The organism is Mesorhizobium sp. B3-2-1, from assembly GCF_006439515.1.
Lineage (GTDB): Bacteria > Pseudomonadota > Alphaproteobacteria > Rhizobiales > Rhizobiaceae > Mesorhizobium.
In genome coordinates this window covers 1-17,078 of record NZ_VFTI01000008.1, presented here as the reverse complement: position 1 = coordinate 17,078, position 17,078 = coordinate 1, and the positions used below count along the sequence as shown (strand labels likewise).

The 17,078-nt window shown below is 64.9% G+C and carries 14 protein-coding genes and 1 pseudogene; 13 read left to right on the top strand and 2 right to left on the bottom strand.

Features of this window, described 5'->3' with window-relative positions; genetic code table 11:
- Positions 1 to 14 precede the first annotated feature (14 nt).
- The 6 genes from FJW08_RS10515 (at position 15) to FJW08_RS10490 (ending at position 7,558) form a co-directional block, all read left to right on the top strand.
- Positions 15 to 434: an AraC family transcriptional regulator gene (locus tag FJW08_RS10515; RefSeq protein ID WP_181182893.1), complete on the top strand. Its 420-nt coding sequence runs from the start codon at positions 15 to 17 to the stop codon at positions 432 to 434.
- Between the two features lie 197 nt (positions 435 to 631).
- Entirely contained in the window at positions 632 to 5,086 is a 4,455-nt protein-coding gene (locus FJW08_RS10510; protein WP_140810467.1) for a YadA-like family protein, read from the top strand.
- Between the two features lie 91 nt (positions 5,087 to 5,177).
- A complete protein-coding gene (locus FJW08_RS10505) occupies positions 5,178 to 5,726 on the top strand; it encodes an invasion associated locus B family protein (RefSeq protein WP_140810465.1) in 549 nt (182 codons plus the stop codon).
- Positions 5,727 to 5,739: 13 nt separating this feature from the next.
- Positions 5,740 to 6,432 carry a hypothetical protein gene (locus FJW08_RS10500; RefSeq protein ID WP_140810464.1) on the top strand — a complete coding sequence of 231 codons (693 nt, stop codon included), beginning with the start codon at positions 5,740 to 5,742 and terminating at the stop codon, positions 6,430 to 6,432.
- A gap of 46 nt (positions 6,433 to 6,478) precedes the next feature.
- Complete coding sequence (locus FJW08_RS10495) at positions 6,479 to 6,940, top strand: DUF4189 domain-containing protein (protein WP_140810617.1); 462 nt, start codon at positions 6,479 to 6,481, stop codon at positions 6,938 to 6,940.
- A 69-nt stretch (positions 6,941 to 7,009) separates the two neighbouring features.
- Positions 7,010 to 7,558: an invasion associated locus B family protein gene (locus FJW08_RS10490; protein WP_140810463.1), complete on the top strand. Its 549-nt coding sequence runs from the start codon at positions 7,010 to 7,012 to the stop codon at positions 7,556 to 7,558.
- 272 nt (positions 7,559 to 7,830) lie between these two features.
- Here the strand turns inward: FJW08_RS10490 and FJW08_RS10485 are convergent, their stop codons facing one another.
- Both FJW08_RS10485 and FJW08_RS10480 read right to left on the bottom strand, forming a co-directional pair.
- Complete coding sequence (locus FJW08_RS10485; protein ID WP_140810462.1) at positions 7,831 to 9,141, bottom strand: Nramp family divalent metal transporter; 1,311 nt, start codon at positions 9,139 to 9,141, stop codon at positions 7,831 to 7,833.
- A gap of 405 nt (positions 9,142 to 9,546) precedes the next feature.
- The gene (locus FJW08_RS10480) at positions 9,547 to 10,221 is read right to left on the bottom strand and encodes a GntR family transcriptional regulator (RefSeq protein WP_140755812.1); all 675 of its coding nucleotides are present in this window, start codon (positions 10,219 to 10,221) and stop codon (positions 9,547 to 9,549) included.
- A 310-nt stretch (positions 10,222 to 10,531) separates the two neighbouring features.
- Here FJW08_RS10480 and FJW08_RS10475 point away from each other — a divergent pair, with 310 nt between their 5' ends.
- The 7 genes and pseudogenes from FJW08_RS10475 (at position 10,532) to FJW08_RS10445 (ending at position 17,006) form a co-directional block, all read left to right on the top strand.
- Positions 10,532 to 11,659 (top strand): BMP family ABC transporter substrate-binding protein, encoded by a 1,128-nt coding sequence (locus FJW08_RS10475; protein ID WP_140810460.1) that lies wholly within the window; start codon positions 10,532 to 10,534, stop codon positions 11,657 to 11,659.
- 45 nt (positions 11,660 to 11,704) lie between these two features.
- The gene (locus tag FJW08_RS10470) at positions 11,705 to 12,820 is read left to right on the top strand and encodes an ABC transporter permease (RefSeq protein ID WP_246682307.1); all 1,116 of its coding nucleotides are present in this window, start codon (positions 11,705 to 11,707) and stop codon (positions 12,818 to 12,820) included.
- The gene (locus FJW08_RS10465; RefSeq protein ID WP_140810458.1) at positions 12,820 to 13,746 is read left to right on the top strand and encodes an ABC transporter permease; all 927 of its coding nucleotides are present in this window, start codon (positions 12,820 to 12,822) and stop codon (positions 13,744 to 13,746) included. The genes FJW08_RS10470 and FJW08_RS10465 overlap by 1 nt, the downstream gene beginning before the upstream one ends.
- Before the next feature lie 14 nt (positions 13,747 to 13,760).
- Positions 13,761 to 14,462 carry an isochorismatase family cysteine hydrolase gene (locus tag FJW08_RS10460; RefSeq protein ID WP_246682298.1) on the top strand — a complete coding sequence of 234 codons (702 nt, stop codon included), beginning with the start codon at positions 13,761 to 13,763 and terminating at the stop codon, positions 14,460 to 14,462.
- Between the two features lie 10 nt (positions 14,463 to 14,472).
- Positions 14,473 to 16,002 (top strand): ABC transporter ATP-binding protein, encoded by a 1,530-nt coding sequence (locus FJW08_RS10455; RefSeq protein WP_140810455.1) that lies wholly within the window; start codon positions 14,473 to 14,475, stop codon positions 16,000 to 16,002.
- A pseudogene (locus FJW08_RS10450) lies at positions 16,002 to 16,663 on the top strand (isochorismatase family cysteine hydrolase). Before FJW08_RS10455 ends, FJW08_RS10450 begins: the two are co-directional and overlap by 1 nt.
- Positions 16,656 to 17,006: a cupin domain-containing protein gene (locus tag FJW08_RS10445; protein WP_027144369.1), complete on the top strand. Its 351-nt coding sequence runs from the start codon at positions 16,656 to 16,658 to the stop codon at positions 17,004 to 17,006. Before FJW08_RS10450 ends, FJW08_RS10445 begins: the two are co-directional and overlap by 8 nt.
- Positions 17,007 to 17,078 lie beyond the last annotated feature (72 nt).

The window sequence follows — 17,078 nt, the reverse complement described above, 5'->3', positions numbered from 1 at the left end:
CAGGAGGCCGAAGAATGCCGGGCGATGATGATTTCCCCGGGTCGGTTTCCCGAATCAATTCGGCCCGGCAGCCGGAGTTCAACGCAAAAGGCGGGCTTTCGCCTCGCGGCGCACGCAAGGTGCAGGACTTCCTGCGCGAGAACTTCACGCGCAAGCTGGCGCTTGCCGAGATGGCAGCGGTCTGCGGGCTTTCGCCCTCTCACTTCGTGCGGGCGTTTGCCAGGACGTTCGGGGTGCCGCCGCACCAATATGTCCTCGACCTGCGGCTGGACCTTGCCGAAAGGCGGCTTGCCGACAGCCGCATGGCGATCGCGGACATCGCTCATTCCTGCGGATTTTCAAGCCAGAGCCATTTTACCACCATGCTGAAGAAATACCGGCAGGTGACGCCGCTGCAGGCGCGGGTGGGCAAGCTTAACGCCAAGGTTAGATGAGGCGCCGCTCGCGACATTGTTTGATTACTTGGTTTTAAAGCAGTAGCTAAGGTAACTAGCTATTAACCTCCGTCCGGTTGCTCGGCTCTTTTCTCACAAGACAGCAATATCATGAAATACCGCAATCAGGAATCATGTCTTCCTGTCATGGATTGGAATTGTCAGACGATTCCATGCCGGCCAGCGGAGAGGGCACCATGACCGACACCAAGATTTCGAGCGGCTCGCTTGTTGTGCAGCGCCGCGCGGCGCATTTCGCCGGGCGCTGGATCGCGGGGGGCGATCTGGGCTCGCGCTCGGTTCGCCGGCGCCTGATGGCAGTATTGCGCATGGCGCATCGGGTGCTTGGTATGCGCCGCAAGGAACATGGGCTCGGCATGCTCGGCGCCGGCCGGATTGCGGCGGCGCTGGCTGTCGCAGGTCTCGGAAGCATCGCCACGCCGGCGCTGGCGCAGTATGCGGCCGGCGGCGGAACAGCGACTGGCGCTGGCTCGGTCGCGGTTGGTCCTTCCGCCAACGCGTCTGGGCTGCGTGGCATCGCTCTTGGCTCTGGAGCAACGCAGGCAGGGATCGATTCCATCGCCCAGGGCACCAATGCCAATGCGGGTAACCAGAATGCCGTCGCAATTGGCTTCCAGTCGCTAGCGACCCAGATCAACTCCGTCTATCTCGGTTCGCGCACCGTTGCGGGAACGGGCGCGCTCGCACAAAGCGCGATCGGCATCGGCACCGATGTTACGGCATCCCAGGTCGACGCCATCGCGATAGGACGTCAATCCGTTGGGTCGGCACAGTACTCGGTGGCTCTCGGCCTGAACGCGAAAGCCACAGGCACCGGCGGCGCGATGGCATTGGGCCAGGGCACTGTCTCAAGCGGTGTCAATTCGGTGGCGCTCGGCGTTCAGGCCAGTGCCACCGGAGCCGGCGCCAATGCCTTGGGCACTTTCTCCATTGCCTCGGGCGGCAACTCCACTGCCGTCGGCACCAGTTCCTGGGCCAGCAATAATTATGCGACGGCCATAGGCTGGGGCACCGTCGCCAGCGGCGCCAGTTCCACCGCCGTCGGCCGTGAGGCCGTTGCATCGGCCCTCGACGCAGCCGCGTTTGGATACCTAGCCAAGGCATCAGGCCAATACGGTACCGCCATCGGACCCAATGCCAACGCCACAGCCACGTCCAGCACCGCGATCGGCCAGAACGCGTTTGCAACCGACGTTCAAGCGACCGCTCTCGGCGTGGGAGCGGCTGCCTCCGCTTCCAATTCCACTGCCGTAGGCAGCCTGGCCGCTGCCGGCGGCGTAAACTCGGCGGCACTCGGCAGTACCTCCAATGCTTCGGGCAATTTTGCCCTGGCCCTGGGCAATCAGGCTGTGTCGAGCGGGATCGGTTCGGTCTCGGCAGGCTCCGGAGCCCAGGCCACGGACGTCTCAGCTACCGCGCTCGGCAACAACGCCAGGGCGACTGCCGCGAGCGCAAGCGCGCTGGGTCTGGGCGCCACTGCGAGCGGTATAAACAGCACGGCGGTCGGCAAGCAGGCTAATGCAAGCGCGCAGGATGCCATCGCCATGGGCACCAGCGCCACAGCCAACTCGGCCCAGTCGGTCGCCATCGGCACGACCGCGGTGGCGACCGGCGGCAAGGCCGTCTCCATCGGTTCCGGCAACACCGCTTACGGCGACGGCGCGGTCTCGATCGGTGACCCCAGCTATGCCAGCGGCACCGGCGCCGTCACCAGCGGCGCCAACAACATCGCCAACAGCGACGGCACGGCGAGCGCCACGGCCGCCAACCAGGCGGCGGGCGCCGTCGCGATCGGCAACAACAACAAGGCGATCGGGCAAGGCTCCGTGGCGCTCGGCAACGGCTCCACGGCGGGTGCCGCCGGTCTTGCGGGCAACGTCGCACTCGGCGACGGCGCGACGGCGGCGGCGAGTTCCGGCGACGTGGCGCTTGGCTCCGGTTCGACGACCGTCGCGGCGGTAGCTACGCCCAGTGCTGTGATCAACGGCACCACCTATGCCTTCCAGGGCATCAATCCGACCTCGACGGTCAGCATCGGCGCGCCCGGCGCAGAACGCACGCTCACCAATCTGGCGGCGGGGCGGATCAGCGCGCTCTCGACCGACGCGATCAACGGTTCTCAGCTCTTCGCCACCAACAAGGCGGTCGACGCCATCGGCGCCGCCATTACCAGCATCAATGTCGGCGGCGGTATCAAATATTTCCATGCCAATTCGACGCTGGCGGATTCACAGGCGCTTGGGACCGATTCCGTCGCCGTCGGCCCGAATGCCGTGGCCAACAATGCCGGCGACGTCGCGATCGGCCTCAATTCGGCATCGGGGCCAACCACGGTTGTCGGCGGCGCGACGATCGGCGGCGTCAACTACAGCTTCGCCGGCGGCACGCCGGCCGGCGCCTTCTCTGTCGGCTCGGCCGGCGCCGAGCGCCAGATCCAGAATGTCGCGGCCGGGCAGTTGAACGGCGGTTCCACCGACGCCGTCAATGGTTCGCAGCTCTTCGCCACCAACCAGCAGGTGACGCAGAACACCACCGACATCGCCTCCATCGGCGGCAACATCGCCAATCTCGGCAACACGATCAACAACATCGCCGGCGACACCTCGACCGCCTATACCGACGCCAACGGCGTGGGCATTCGCTACGCCCGCACCAACGAGACCGGACTGGCGCAGACCGATTCCTTCGCCCAGGGCGTCGGCTCGACGGCCGTCGGCTACCAGGCGACCGCGACCGGCGACAGCGCGCTGGCGCTCGGACGCGGCAGCGCGGCCAGCATCGACGGCAGCGTAGCGCTCGGCTCGGGTTCGGTCTCCGATCGCGCGATCGCTCCCGCTTCCGGGCAGATCGCCGCCGGTCCGTCGAACTTCATCCAGTACAACACCACCGACAAGACGCTGCTCGGCGCCGTTTCGGTCGGCACCGCCACCGCTTACAGGCAGATCACCAACGTCGCCGACGGCACGCAGGACCAGGACGCCGTGACGGTGCGCCAGCTGGCGGGGGCGATCGCTGCGGTCTCCACCACCCCGACGAAATATTTCCATGCCAATTCGACAGCTGGCGACTCGCTGGCGGTCGGTGCGGAATCGGTCGCGGTCGGCCCGACCACGGTCGTCAATGGCGACAATGGCGTCGGCATCGGCAACGGCGCCGTCGTCGATCAGACGGCGCCCGGCGGCACGGCCATCGGCCAGAACGCCCATGTGATGCTGGCCGACGGCATCGCGCTCGGTACGGACTCGACCGCTTCCGGCATCCAGTCGGTGGCGCTCGGCGCCGGCGCCCAGAGCACCTTCGCCAACAGCGTCGCACTGGGTGCCTCGTCGATCACCTCGGTTGGCGCGCAGGCCGGCTACACCGCCTTTGGCCTGACCGCTGCGCAGACTTCCGCCGGCGAAGTGTCGTTCGGTGCCGCGGGCGCCGAACGCAAGCTCACCAATGTCGCGGCGGGCTCGGCCGACACGGACGGCGTCAACGTCTCGCAACTGCGCGGCGTCTCGCAAAACGTTTCCAATCTGTTCGGCGGCGGCACCACGGTCAATCCCGACGGCTCGATCACCGGCCCGACCTACACCATCCAGGGCAACAACTATTCGACCGTCTATGATGGCTTCACCGCTGTCGACAATGCGCTGACCAACATCAACAATGGCGGCGGCATCAAGTATTTCCACGCGAATTCGACGCTGGCCGACTCGGTCGCAGGCGGTACCAACGCCGTGGCGATCGGGCCGGAGAGCGTGGCGAGCGGCACCGACAGCCTGGCAGCGGGCCATGGCTCGATCGCCGCGGCGCAAGGCGCCGTCGCGCTTGGCCAGGGCGCACAGGCCAACAACGCCAGCGATGTCGCGCTCGGTTCGGGCTCGGTGTCGCAGGCCGCGGTCGGCACGTCCGACACGGTCATCAACGGCAAGACCTACGCCTTTGCCGGGACGACCCCGACCGGAACCGTCAGCGTCGGCGACGCCGGCTCCGAGCGGACGATCACCAATGTCGCCGCCGGACGCGTTTCTTCCGACAGCACCGATGCGATCAACGGCTCGCAGCTCTACGCCACCAACACGGCGATCGAGGATCTGACCAAGACGATCGGCGGCATCGGCGGTACCGTCCAAAACACCGTGCAATACGACACCGTCAACAATCCGGACGGATCGACGACCAAGACCAACAAGATAACGCTGCAGGGCGGCGACCCGAATGCGCCTGTCGTCATCTCCAATGTCGGCCCCGGCGTTACCGGCACCGACGCGGTCAACGTCAACCAGCTGAACCTGAACCTGGCCCAGAGCAAGACCTATACCGACCAGGTGGCGGTCACGACGCTGCAGCAGGCCAACAATTATACCGACCAGAAGTTCAGCCAGCTCAATTCCGATATCAGCGGCATCAGGGACGAAGCACGGCAGGCGGCGGCAATCGGACTGGCGGCGGCCTCGCTGCGCTATGACGACCGTCCCGGCAAGCTGAGCGTGGCGGCCGGCGGTGGCTTCTGGCGGGATTCGAGCGCCTTTGCCTTCGGCGCTGGCTACACCAGCGAGGACGGCCGCATCCGTGGCAATGTGTCCGGCACGGCGGCAGGCGGAAATGTCGGTGTCGGCGCCGGCCTGAGCTTCACCTTGAACTGAGGCGGGCAACAGGGCGGCAATGAACAGGCGAACCGGCCATGACAGGCTAGACGCGAATCCGGGGAAACCATCTGGTTTTCCCGGATTTGCCATGGCATGCCTGACCTGCCTGGCGCTTGCCGGCGGGCTGGCGCCGGCTGCCGGGCAGGTGGCTTCGCCCTACAGGGTCAAGCCCTCCGACGTGGTCGTGCCTCCCGATGCGAAGCTCGGACAATACCAGCGCACCATCCGTCCCTTCGAGAATTGGACGCTGATCTGCGACGAGAACCTCAAGGCGCGCAAGAAGGTCTGCAACGTCTCGCAGGTGATCGAGGACGGCGCCGGCAAGATGGCGTTCAGCTGGTCGCTCGCCGCCACCCAGGACGGCAAGCCTTACATGATCCTGCGCACCGCGCCGAACGCCAGGAGCGACGGGCTGGTGTCGCTGAAGTTCGACGGGCGCGCGGAGTCGATCGACGTGCATCTGAATGGTTGCAACGAAATGGTCTGCGTCGGCATGCTGCCGGTGGGACCCCTGATGCGCCAGGAGATAGCTCAGAAGGCGACGCCGGCGATTTCCTACCCGACCGTCGACGGCCAGACCATTACCGTCACCGCAACGCTCAAGGGGCTGTCCGAGGCCCTTGCGCCAGTCAAATAACCGAGGCAGCACCGTGAGCCAGCAAGACCCGTTCATCTCCGCGACGCGCAGCAATCCGACCATCGAGCCGGACCGCAGAAGGATCGCCGAGCCGGATCGCAAGAGGACCGTCGAGCCGCCGCGGCGGTGGCCGCGCATCGTCGGATTGTCGCTGATGGGGCTGGTCATGATGGGCATTGGCTTTGCCGGCGCGAACTATGCCGCGATCGCCGGTCTGGTCGGCAGCCCGACGGCCGCACAGGCCGAGGCGGCCGCCGCTCCCGCGCTGCCGGACTCGCCCTTCCTCCAGCACGTCAAGCAGGCCGGCGTGCAGGCCTGTTCGACCGTCTTTCCGGTGCTCGGACAGCTTTTGACGACCGGCACGAAATACAGCGTCAAATCCCAGTGGAACGACCAGGCCGCCGACAAGCACGCCGTCCAGGCCTTTGTCGGCATGGACTATGCCACGGACCGCTACAGCGGGCCGGCCGCTGGCGTGGTCTTCGCATCGCCCACCGCTTCGGGTTGCGAGGGCGCGATGGTGCGGGTGGCGCCGTTCGCCAGTCCGTGCGCGGACATTCCGTCCGTTCTTCCGCAAGGCAGCAAGATCACCGACCATCTCGGACAGGTCGAAGTGTACGAGCTTGGCGGCAACACGGGCGAAGCGCTTCTCCTGCCGACGGGCAATACATGTGTGGTGATTTCCATCGCATCGGCGGCCAAGTGAGGATGTCAGGCGAATGGGCGAGACGCCCTGGAAAGGATTGCGGACCATGAAATCGCGACGTTTGACAGTCTTGTGCATGGCCTTGCTGTGGAGCGGGCAGGTGGTCTCGGCCGACCTGGTGGAGCCGTCCGAGCCGCCGCAGGAGGAGAAAGGCATCTGGGCGGCTATCGCCTACTCGCAGACCGATACAAAGTACGGCTTCTTCTGGGGTGCCGACAAGCGTCAGGAAGCCAAGGACATAGCGCAGAAATATTGCGAGAATGCCGGTGGAAAAACCTGCAATGTCGTTGCCGTGTTCCGCAATCACCGCCATTGGACGGACGACGACGAGACCGGATTTCCCTACAAGCATTGCGGCGCGCTCGCAGTGGCCGACAAGGTGGAGCACCGGTTCACCCCCTGGGGCGTGAACTCGGCCGAGACCCGCCGGGAAGCGGAGGATCTCGCCCTGCAGGCCTGCGAGGCAGGGGGGATCCAATGCAAGATCCGAGAATGGGTCTGTACGTGACAGTAAACTCGGGCTCTCGAAGCCGATACTTTGGGCATTTGCCCGGCACCGAAGAGAAGGCCGCATTCATTGGTTCGTAGACATTCTTGCCTGAAGGCAGCCGCCATCTGCGCGGTTGCCTTTTCCGCTTCGCTGCCGGCTGCTTTCGCGCAACAGCAGCAGGCGGCGTCGCTTCCGAACGGCGCATCGTCCCTCCAGGAAACCTATCAGGACTGGCAACTGGCCTGCGGCATGCAGGACAATGCCCGGGTCTGCACGGTCACGCAGGACCAGACGCAGAAAAACGGCCAGAGGCTTCTGGCCGTGGAGCTGCGCGTGGCGCAGAAGGGCGGATTGACCGGAACCTTGCTGCTGCCCTTCGGCATCCTGTTCGACCCCGGCGTGGCGGCGCAGGTCGACGACCAGCAGCCCGTCGGACCTCTGAAGTTCAGGACCTGCCTGCCGAATGGCTGCGTCGCGCTGTTTCCGATCGACCGGGCGCTGGCGCAGAGGCTCAAGGCAGGCACCGAGCTCAAGCTCAACGTCACCACCGCGGCCGAGACCCCGCTGAGTTTTCCGGTGTCGCTGAAAGGACTCGGCGGCGCCCTTGATCGCATGGTCGCGCTGAGCGCACGTTGAGGAGCAAGGCCCGGGCGGACCGGCCCTGGCTGGAAATCGCAGACGGTGCGGTCGGGCGAAAGCCGTCCGCCAGCTCTGACATCCACATGAGGAACCGGCGGTGCAAGCTTCAAGGTATTTCCCTCGTTGGCTTGCCGGGTTGCTAGACTAGTATGGTGCCGGCAGGTGCTTGCCAGGGCGGCTCGATGAATCTTCTCGTGGCTGGGTTCCTTCGCCCGCTTTCCAGCCTGCCCATGACCGTTGCAGCAAGCACCTCCCAGCCGATCGGCTGTTCAAAAGGCCCATTGCAGCGCGAGGCCGACCACGGACAGTCCCATTGTGATTGTCGCGAGCCATCCGAGAAGGCGCAGCCAACCCTCAACGGGGAATTCGCCCATGATGTCGCAACGTCCGGTCATCAGCATCATGACGACCATGACTGGGACGGCGCATATGCCGTTGATGACGGCGCTCCAGTAAAGCGCCTTGATCGGATCGATCGGCGTGAGCATGATACCCATTCCCAGCACCACCGCGGTGGCCAAGGTCGCATAGAATGCTATCGCGTGCTTCGGCTTGCGCTCCAGCCCCACTGGCCAACGGCGCGCCTCGCCCACGGCGAATGCGGCCGAGCCCGCGAGAACCGGCACCGCCAGAAGGCCCGTGCCGATAATCCCCATTGCAAAGATCACAAATGCGAATTTGCCCGCGACCGGCTCCAGGGCCTTGGCCGCATCGGTGGAGGAATTGATGTCGGTCACTCCGGCCTTGTGCAGGGTGGCGGCCGTTGTGACGATGATTGCAATGGCTATCAGGTTCGAAAAAGCCATGCCTGCCAAGGTGTCGGCGCGAATGCGCTGGAAGGCACGCGACGCCTGCCATGGTGCCCGCTTCAGTGGCTTGGCCTTCGGGTCGATCGTCTCCTCTTCGACCTCTTGCGATGCTTGCCAGAAGAACAGGTAGGGAGAAATCGTGGTGCCGAATATGGCCAGAAGTGTCGTGAAGAACGCTCGATTCCATTCCACGTGGGGAAGAACTACCCCCTTGAGGGCCTCGCCCCATGGGATATCGGCCAGAAACGTAGCCACCACGTAGGCAAAGAGGCTCAGCGTTGTCCATTTCAGGACCGTGACGTATCGGCTGTAGTCGAGAAAGACGATCGCCAAAACGCATGCCACGCCGAACGCAACGACATAAAGCGAGCTTGGGCCGCCCACCAGCAATCGCAGCGCGTCAGCCATCGCGCTCAGGTCCGCCCCGATGTTGATCACGTTGGCGGCGAACAGAAGCAAGGCTACAAAATACATCAGGGGAGACGGGTAGTGTCGGGCCAGATTGCCGGAAATACCTCGGCCTGTCGTCCGGCCTATCCGCGCCGCTATCTCCTGGATCGCGACCATGAGCGGAAAAGTGAATACCATGGTCCAGCCGACGTTGAACCCCAGCTGGGCGCCCGCTTGGCTGTAAGTGCCGATGCCCGAAGGGTCGTCGTCCGAAGCGCCTGTGATGAAACCAGGTCCGATTGTGCGCAGGAATCGCTGGAATGGCCCTCTTGCCCGAATGTTGCTCTGCTTCTCAGAGACTTCGGCGCTCATGTTGCCCATGCAGGTGCTCCAGAAACGCGGTCCCTTCGATATCCGCTCGAAGCAAAATTCAGCGATCGCCGTTCGGTTCCTTTAGCTATTGCTGAAACATCGTTGGTATCTTGCTTTCGGAGGCGCCTTGCCCATCGGAATGCCGCGCATTGGGCGGCACCGTTCGCACGGCCTGACGGCCGGGCGAGCAATCGAGCCAGCCGGCTCAGGCCAAATCGCTTCTGGCGACGGCTTTGTGGACCGGTAGCGGGAGTGCGCTACCGCCTTTCCCCACATTCAGAAACCCCGCGATATTTCTTGCGGTGCTGGGCATGACAGCACCGTTTTCAGGGATGCCTCAACCTCATTCGAATGAGCTGCTACAATGCCATGAGCGCGCAGTGCCGGGTGGAACCATTTCCTCTCGAGTGACCTCTAGGAGTGTAGCGGCGCGCCTCGTGCATGGCCGTCAACGACAAACACCGCGCTCGCTTCGCTGACGATGGACACGTGTTCCCTGGCGGCTTTGCCAGCAGCAGCGCCATCGCCACGCAGGATCGCGGTGACGATGGCGTCATGCTCCTGCCAGGACTTCGCCAGGCGTCCGGCCAGCCTGAACTGGGCGCGGCGAAAGGGGGCCAGCCGGCTGCGCGTCGTCGCGGTCAATTCGTGGATGTGCGTGCTGTGGGCACCGCGATAGAGCCGGCTGTGGAACTCGGTGTTGAAGTACTCATAGTCCTCCTCGGCACCCAGCCGTACCAGCCGCGCCGAGGCCTGATGCTCGACCTCGAGCGCGCGGCGCTCGCTGCCGGTCATCCGCTCGGCGCAGAAGCGCGCGCATATGCCTTCCAACTCGGCCATGCTTTCGAACATCGAGGCGAGGTGCTCCTGCGTGACGACGGCGACGATGGCGCCCCTGTTGGGCCGCCGCTCGACCAGGCCCATGGCGCTGAGTTGGCCAAGCGCCTCGCGCACCGGCGTGCGTGACACCTCGAAGCGGGCGGCAAGCGAGACCTCGTCGAGTTTTTCGCCGGGACGCAGCACGCCGGTAACGATGCGGTCGCCGATCGCCCTCACCATCTGATCGACGGTCGTGCCCGCCCGGATCAAGCTGCGCTTTCCCGACAAAACTGCTTCGCCTCCCGTGCTTCGGTGTTCCAGGTCCCTGAAACCCTGCGGCCGAACGGCACGATCCCGACTCGGCCGCACCCGATATGCCTATGTTTTAATCTTCTTGTCAAATTGTCTGTTTTCAAGGCAAAAAGTGCATGCAATTGCCTTTCGCTTGTGCATGGTTCCTCACAAGGATGATTGATTTTATTGATGAAATTTTGAAACTCGAATTGGCACAACGATTGCATGCACTTTCTTGAGAAGGCGTTAACCGACCCGGAAAGGGTCCTATAGGGGAGCATAAGAGATGACCGACAGATTCGTGCTTAGCCGTCGCCAGTTGCTCAAGACCTCCGCCGCCGGAGCCGCATTAGGGCTTGCCTCCGCAGCCTTTCCCGTCAGCAAGGCGTTCGCCGCCGCTGCCGTGGTCGGCTTCATCTATGTCGGGCCGAAGGACGACTACGGCTACAACCAGGCGCATGCCGAGGGTGCCGCAGCGCTGAAGGGCATGGAGGGTATCACCGTCGTCGAGGAGGAGAACGTGCCGGAGACGGTCGATGTCCAGAAGACGATGGAATCGATGATCAACCTCGACGGCGCCTCGCTGATCTTCCCGACCTCCTTCGGCTATTTCGACCCCCACATGCTGGCCATGTGCGCGAAATTCCCCGACGTGCAGTTCCGCCATTGCGGCGGCATGTGGGACAAGACCAAGCATCCGATGAATGCCGGTTCCTATTTCGGCTATATCGGCATGGGCCAGTATCTCAACGGCGTGGTCGCAGGCCACACCTCGAAGACCAAGAAGCTCGGCTTCGTCGCGGCCAAGCCGATCCCGCAGGTGTTGCTCAACATCAACTCCTTCCTGCTCGGCGCACGCTCGGTCGATCCGTCCATCACCTGCCAGGTCATCTTCACCGGCGAATGGTCGCTGGCGGTCAAGGAAGCGGAAGCCACCAACGCGCTGGTCGACCAGGGCGCCGACGTCATCACCTGCCATGTCGACAGCCCGAAAGTGGTGGTCGAGACGGCCGCCGGGCGCGGCGCCTTCGTCTGCGGCTATCATGCCAACCAGAGCCCGCTGGCGCCCGAGAAATACCTGACCGGCGCCGAGTGGAACTGGGCCAAGGTCTACAAGATGTTCGTCGACGATCTGGTGGCCGGCACGCCGCTGCCCAACTTCACGCGCGGCGGACTGGCCGACGGTTTCGTCAAGATGAGCCCGCTCGGCCCCGCCGTCGGCGAGCCGGCGCGCAAGCAGTTCGACGCCACGCTGGCCGAAATGATGAAGGGCGGCTTCGCCGTCATCAAGGGACCGCTGAAGAGCAACAAGGGCGCTGTCGTCGCCACCGCGGGCCAGGCGTTCCCGGAGACCGCCATCGAACTCGAAAGCATGGACTATCTGGTCGAGGGCGTCGTCGGCTCGACCGCCTGATCTGAGGGGAACGGGGCGATGACGGATACGGTGACAGGAGCCGGCATGCCGGCACTATTCGGCGCCAGGGGCTATCCGGCGGCGCTGGAATGGATGGCGCGGCGGGCGGAGGCATTCGTCATTCCGCTCGCGGCGCTGATCGTCGGCATGGCGCTGTTCAGCCTGTTCATCGCCTTGGTCGGCAAGTCGCCGGTCCTGCTCTACGAGACCATGTGGCGGGGCGGCTTCGGCTCGTGGTTCTCGGTGCAGAACTCGCTGTCGCGGGCCGCACCCTTGTTGCTGGCGGCGCTATGCGTGGCGTTGCCGGCTCGGCTCGGCCTTGTCGTCATCGGCGGCGAGGGCGCCATCGTGCTCGGCGGCGTCGCCGCCGCTGCCATCGGCGTGGCGCTAAGCGGCGCGCCTCCCTCAATCGTCATTCTTGCCATGGGCGTGGCGGGCATGGCCGCCGGCGGCATCTGGATCGGTGCCGTCGGCGCGCTACGCCACTACCGGGCGGTCAACGAGACCATCTCCAGCCTGCTGATGGCCTATATCGCCATCGCGCTGATGAACCAACTGGTGGAGGGGCCGCTGCGCGACCCGGCCTCGCTCAACAAGCCGTCGACCCAGCCGCTGGCGGATATCTACCGCATCGGTAACATTCCGGGCATGGACGTGCATTGGGGGCTGGTCGTCGGCGTCGTCGCCTGCATCCTCTCCTGGGTGCTCATCGAAAAGACGCGCTGGGGCTTCGCCGCTCGCATCGCCGGCGGCAATGTGCGGGCAGCACAGGTGCAGGGGTTGGCCGTCGGGCCGCTCATCGTCGGCTTCACGGCGCTGGCCGGCGGCTTTGCCGGGCTCGCCGGCATGCTAGAGGTCGCCGCAGTGCAAGGCAGCGCCAACGCCTCGCTCGCGGCCGGCTATGGCTACACCGGCATCCTCGTCGCCTTCCTTGCCCGCCACAATCCGCTGGCCATCGTCCCGGTCGCCATCCTGCTTGGCGGCATCGATGCCTCGGGCGGGCTGATCCAGCGCCGCATGGACCTGCCTGACGCCACCGTGCTGGTGCTGCAAGGCATGATCTTCATCGTCATCCTGTTCAGCGAAACCTTCTACGGCCGCTTCAAGGCCTTCAATCCCGATCTCTGGGCGAGGCCCGATCTCCCGAGGGGGACTGCCTGATGGACGCGACCGGCATCGGACTCTGGGGCGTGCCGCTCGCCATCCTCGGCGGCGCCATCCGCGTGTCGACGCCCTTCATTTTCGTCTCGCTGGGCGAGGCGATCACCGAGCGTTCCGGCCGCATCAATCTCGGGCTCGAAGGCACGCTCGTCTTCGGCGCCATGACCGCCTATGCGGTCGCGGTGATGACCAACTCGCCCTGGCTCGGCCTGATCGCCGCCGCCGGCGCCGGCCTGTGCTTCGGCCTGTTCCATGGCTGGATCTGCAAATTTCCGAAGGTCAACGACATCGCCATCGGCATTGCACTGATGCTGTTCGGCTCGGGTCTCGCCTTCTTCTTCGGCAAACCGTTCATCAAGCCGAAGGCGCCCAACCTGCCCGCCATTCCCTTCGGCGGCTGGTCCGACATCCCGCAGGTGCAGGCAGCGCTCGACGTCAACGTGCTGTTCCTGATCGGGGCCGTGCTCTCGATTATTCTGTGGTGGGCTTTCCGCAACACGCGCGCCGGGCTGATCGTGCGCGTCGTGGGCGACAGTTCGGACGCGGCCCGCGCCATGGGCCTCAACCCCGACACTGTGCGCCTGCTCGCCACCGGGGTCGGCGGCGCCCTGGCCGGCATCGGCGGCGCCTATCTCTCGCTCTATTATCCCGGTAGCTGGACCGAGCGCATTTCCTCGGGCCAGGGCCTGATGGCGGTGGCGCTGGTCATCTTCGCGCGCTGGAACCCGCTCGGCTGTTTTGCCGCCGCCCTTCTGTTCGGCGGGGCAGGCGCGCTCGGCCCGGCGCTGCAATCTGTCGGCGTGACGCAGGGCTACTATCTGTTCTATGCCGCCCCCTATATCCTCACCCTCATCATCATGATCGCCACCTCGTCGCCGACACGCTCGCTCGCCGGTGCGCCAGGCGAACTGTCGATCACAAAATGACTGGAGTTTTGCCCGTGAACGCCAGAGCCGAAATCATCCAGCACACGATCGACGCAGAGCCTTATCCGTGGCCCTACAATGGCGATCTGCGGCCCGACAACACGGCGCTGATCATCATCGACATGCAGACCGATTTCTGCGGGCCGGGCGGCTATGTCGACCACATGGGCTACGACCTGTCGCTGGTGCGGGCGCCGATCGAGCCGATCAAGTCTGTGCTCTCGGTGATGCGGGCCAAGGGCTACACCATCATCCACACGCGCGAGGGGCATCGGCCCGATCTCGCCGACCTGCCGGCCAACAAGCGCTGGCGCTCGCGCCGCATCAATGCCGGCATCGGCGACCCAGGTCCGTGCGGGCGCATCTTGGTGCGCGGCGAGCCGGGCTGGGACATCATCCCCGATCTCTATCCGATCGAAGGCGAGCCGATCATCGACAAGCCGGGCAAGGGCTCGTTCTGCGCCACCGATCTGGAGCTGATCCTCAACCAGCGCGGCATCGAGAACATCGTGCTCACCGGCATCACCACGGATGTCTGCGTGCACACCACCATGCGTGAGGCCAACGACCGCGGCTATGAATGCATGATGCTGGCGGATTGCTGCGGGGCGACCGACCACGGCAACCATCTTGCGGCGATCAAGATGATCAAGATGCAGGGCGGCGTCTTCGGCACGGTGTCGAATTCGAAGGCGCTCGTCGCGCAACTGCCGTGAGGAGGGCGCTATGAGTGGCAGCGTCAGAAAGGCCGTCGGCGTCGAAACCATCGGCATGACCATGCGCTTCGGCGGCTTCATGGCGCTGGATGCCGTGTCGGTGAACGTGCCGGCAGGTTCCTTCCACGCGCTGCTCGGCGAGAACGGCGCCGGCAAGTCGACGCTGGTCAAATGCATGATGGGTTTTTATCACCCGGCCTCCGGCGACATGCTGGTCGATGGCCGGGAGGTCAAGATTGCCAGCCCCAGGGATGCCTCGGCGCTCGGGCTCGGCATGGTCTACCAGCACTTCACGCTGGTGCCGTCGCTGACCGGAGCGGAGAACCTCGTCATCTCGCGCGAAAAGGTGCCCGGCATTGTCGACTGGCGCAAGGAGCGGGGCGATCTTGCCATGTTCATGGAGCGCATGCCGTTCAAGCTGCCGCTCGACGTCAAGGTGGCGGAGCTTGCGGCCGGCGAGAAGCAGAAGCTCGAAATCATCAAACAGCTCTATCTCGGCCGCTCCTTCCTGGTGCTGGACGAACCGACTTCGGTGCTGACGCCCGGCGAGGCGCAGGAGGTGCTGGGGCTGGTGCGCGACATGACCAAGGCCGGCGACCTCACCGTGCTGATGATCTCGCACAAATTCCATGAGGTCACTGCCTTCGCCGACGATGTCAGCGTGCTGCGCAAGGGCAAGCTTACCGGGGCCGGCCGCGTCGCCGACCTCGGCCGCAAGGCGATGGCGGCGATGATGATCGGCGACCAGCCGATCGCCACGCTTGACAGCCGCGCGACGCCGAAACGCGATGCCGAGATCGTGCTCAAGGTCAAATCGCTGAAGGCGCCGGATCGAACCGGGCTGAAGTCGATCAGCATCGAGGACCTCGGCGTGCGCTCGGGCGAGATCGTCGGCATCGCCGGCATTTCCGGCAACGGCCAGAAGGAATTCCTGGAAGTGCTGGCCGGCCAGCGTCCGCGTGACGCCGGCGAGGTGTTGGTGCGCGGTGCCGCCTATGCGGCGACGCGCGCCGAGGCGCGGGCGCTCAATGTGCGTCTCATTCCCGAGGAGCCGCTCAAGAATGCCTGCGCGCCGAAAATGACGGTGGCCGAAAACATCTCCTTCCGCACCTTCGACATGGACGGCAATGGCAGGCCGGTGAACTGGATCAGCACCAGCGCCATCTGCGCCTTCAGCGCCCGCCTGGTCGAGCAGTTCAAGGTCAAGACCGCTTCGCTGTCCTCGCCCATCGCCGCGTTGTCGGGCGGCAATGTGCAGCGCGCGGTGCTGGCGCGCGAACTGACCGGCGAGGTCGACCTGCTGATCGTCTCCAACCCCTGCTTCGGCCTCGACTTCTCGGCGGTGGCCGAAATCCGCGCCCGCATCATGAAGGCGCGCAATGCGGGTGCGGCCGTGCTGTTGATGTCGGAAGACCTCGACGAGCTGCTGGAATTGTCCGACCGCATTTTCGTCATGTCGGATGGCGCGCTGGTCTATGAGACGCCGACCGCCGGCGCGAGCGTACAGACCATCGGCGAGCATATGGCGGGACATCACTGATGGCGCAAATCGACGCGCAGCCGTTCGCCTTTGCGTTCAAGCCCGACACGATGGCGCTGGTCGTCATCGACATGCAGCGCGATTTCGCCGAGCCCGGCGGCTTCGGCGCCAGCCTCGGCAACGACGTCAGCCGCATCCAGGCTATCGTGCCGACGGTGAAGAAGCTGATCGAGGGGTTCCGCGCCGCCGGCCTGCCTGTGATCCATACGATGGAGTGCCACCGCGCCGAAACCTGCCGCCCGCCAAGCGCAACCGCGGCAATCCGTCGATCCGCATCGGCGATGTCGGGCCGATGGGCCGCGTGCTGATATCGGGCGAGCCGGGCACCGCGATCATCGCCGAACTTACGCCGCTGCCCGGCGAGATCGTCATCGAGAAGCCGGGCAAGGGCGCCTTCTATGCGACCGGCTTAGGTGACGAGCTGAAGCGGCTTGGCGCTCGGCAACTGGTTTTCGCCGGCGTCACCACCGAGGTTTGCGTGCAGACGACGATGCGCGAGGCCAATGATCGCGGCTATGAGTGCCTGCTCGCCGAAGATGCGACGGAAAGCTATTTTCCGGAGTTCAAGGCGGCGGCCATCGCCATGATCCGCGCCCAGGGCGCGATCGTCGGCTGGACGGCGATGACCGACCAGGTGCTGCAGGGAATCGCGAATGGCTAATCTGAGTTTTGCCGGCCTCGTCGGTGGCGGCTGGCGCGAGCTGGCGTTCGAGCCTTTTCGCGACGGCATCACCGTGCATTGGCTGCTCAAGGGCGGACCGGTCGAGCCGTCGGTGGCGATCCTCGACTATCGGGCCGGAGCCGGCGTGCCGCGCCACCGCCATGTCGGCCTGGAAACCATTGTCGTGCTCGAGGGCACACAGAGCGACGAGAACGGCGATTATCCCCGGGGCAGCGTCATCCTGAACCCGGTCGGCACCGAGCATTCGGTGTGGACGAAGGACGGCTGCGTCGTGCTGATCCAGTGGGACCTGCCGGTAATTATTCTGGGGGAGGCCACATGAGACTTCCTGTGTCAACCTGTTGTGAGCAAGAAGCTAGCGGCGGGGTGTTTGTTGGGGTCGTAGGATGTGCCG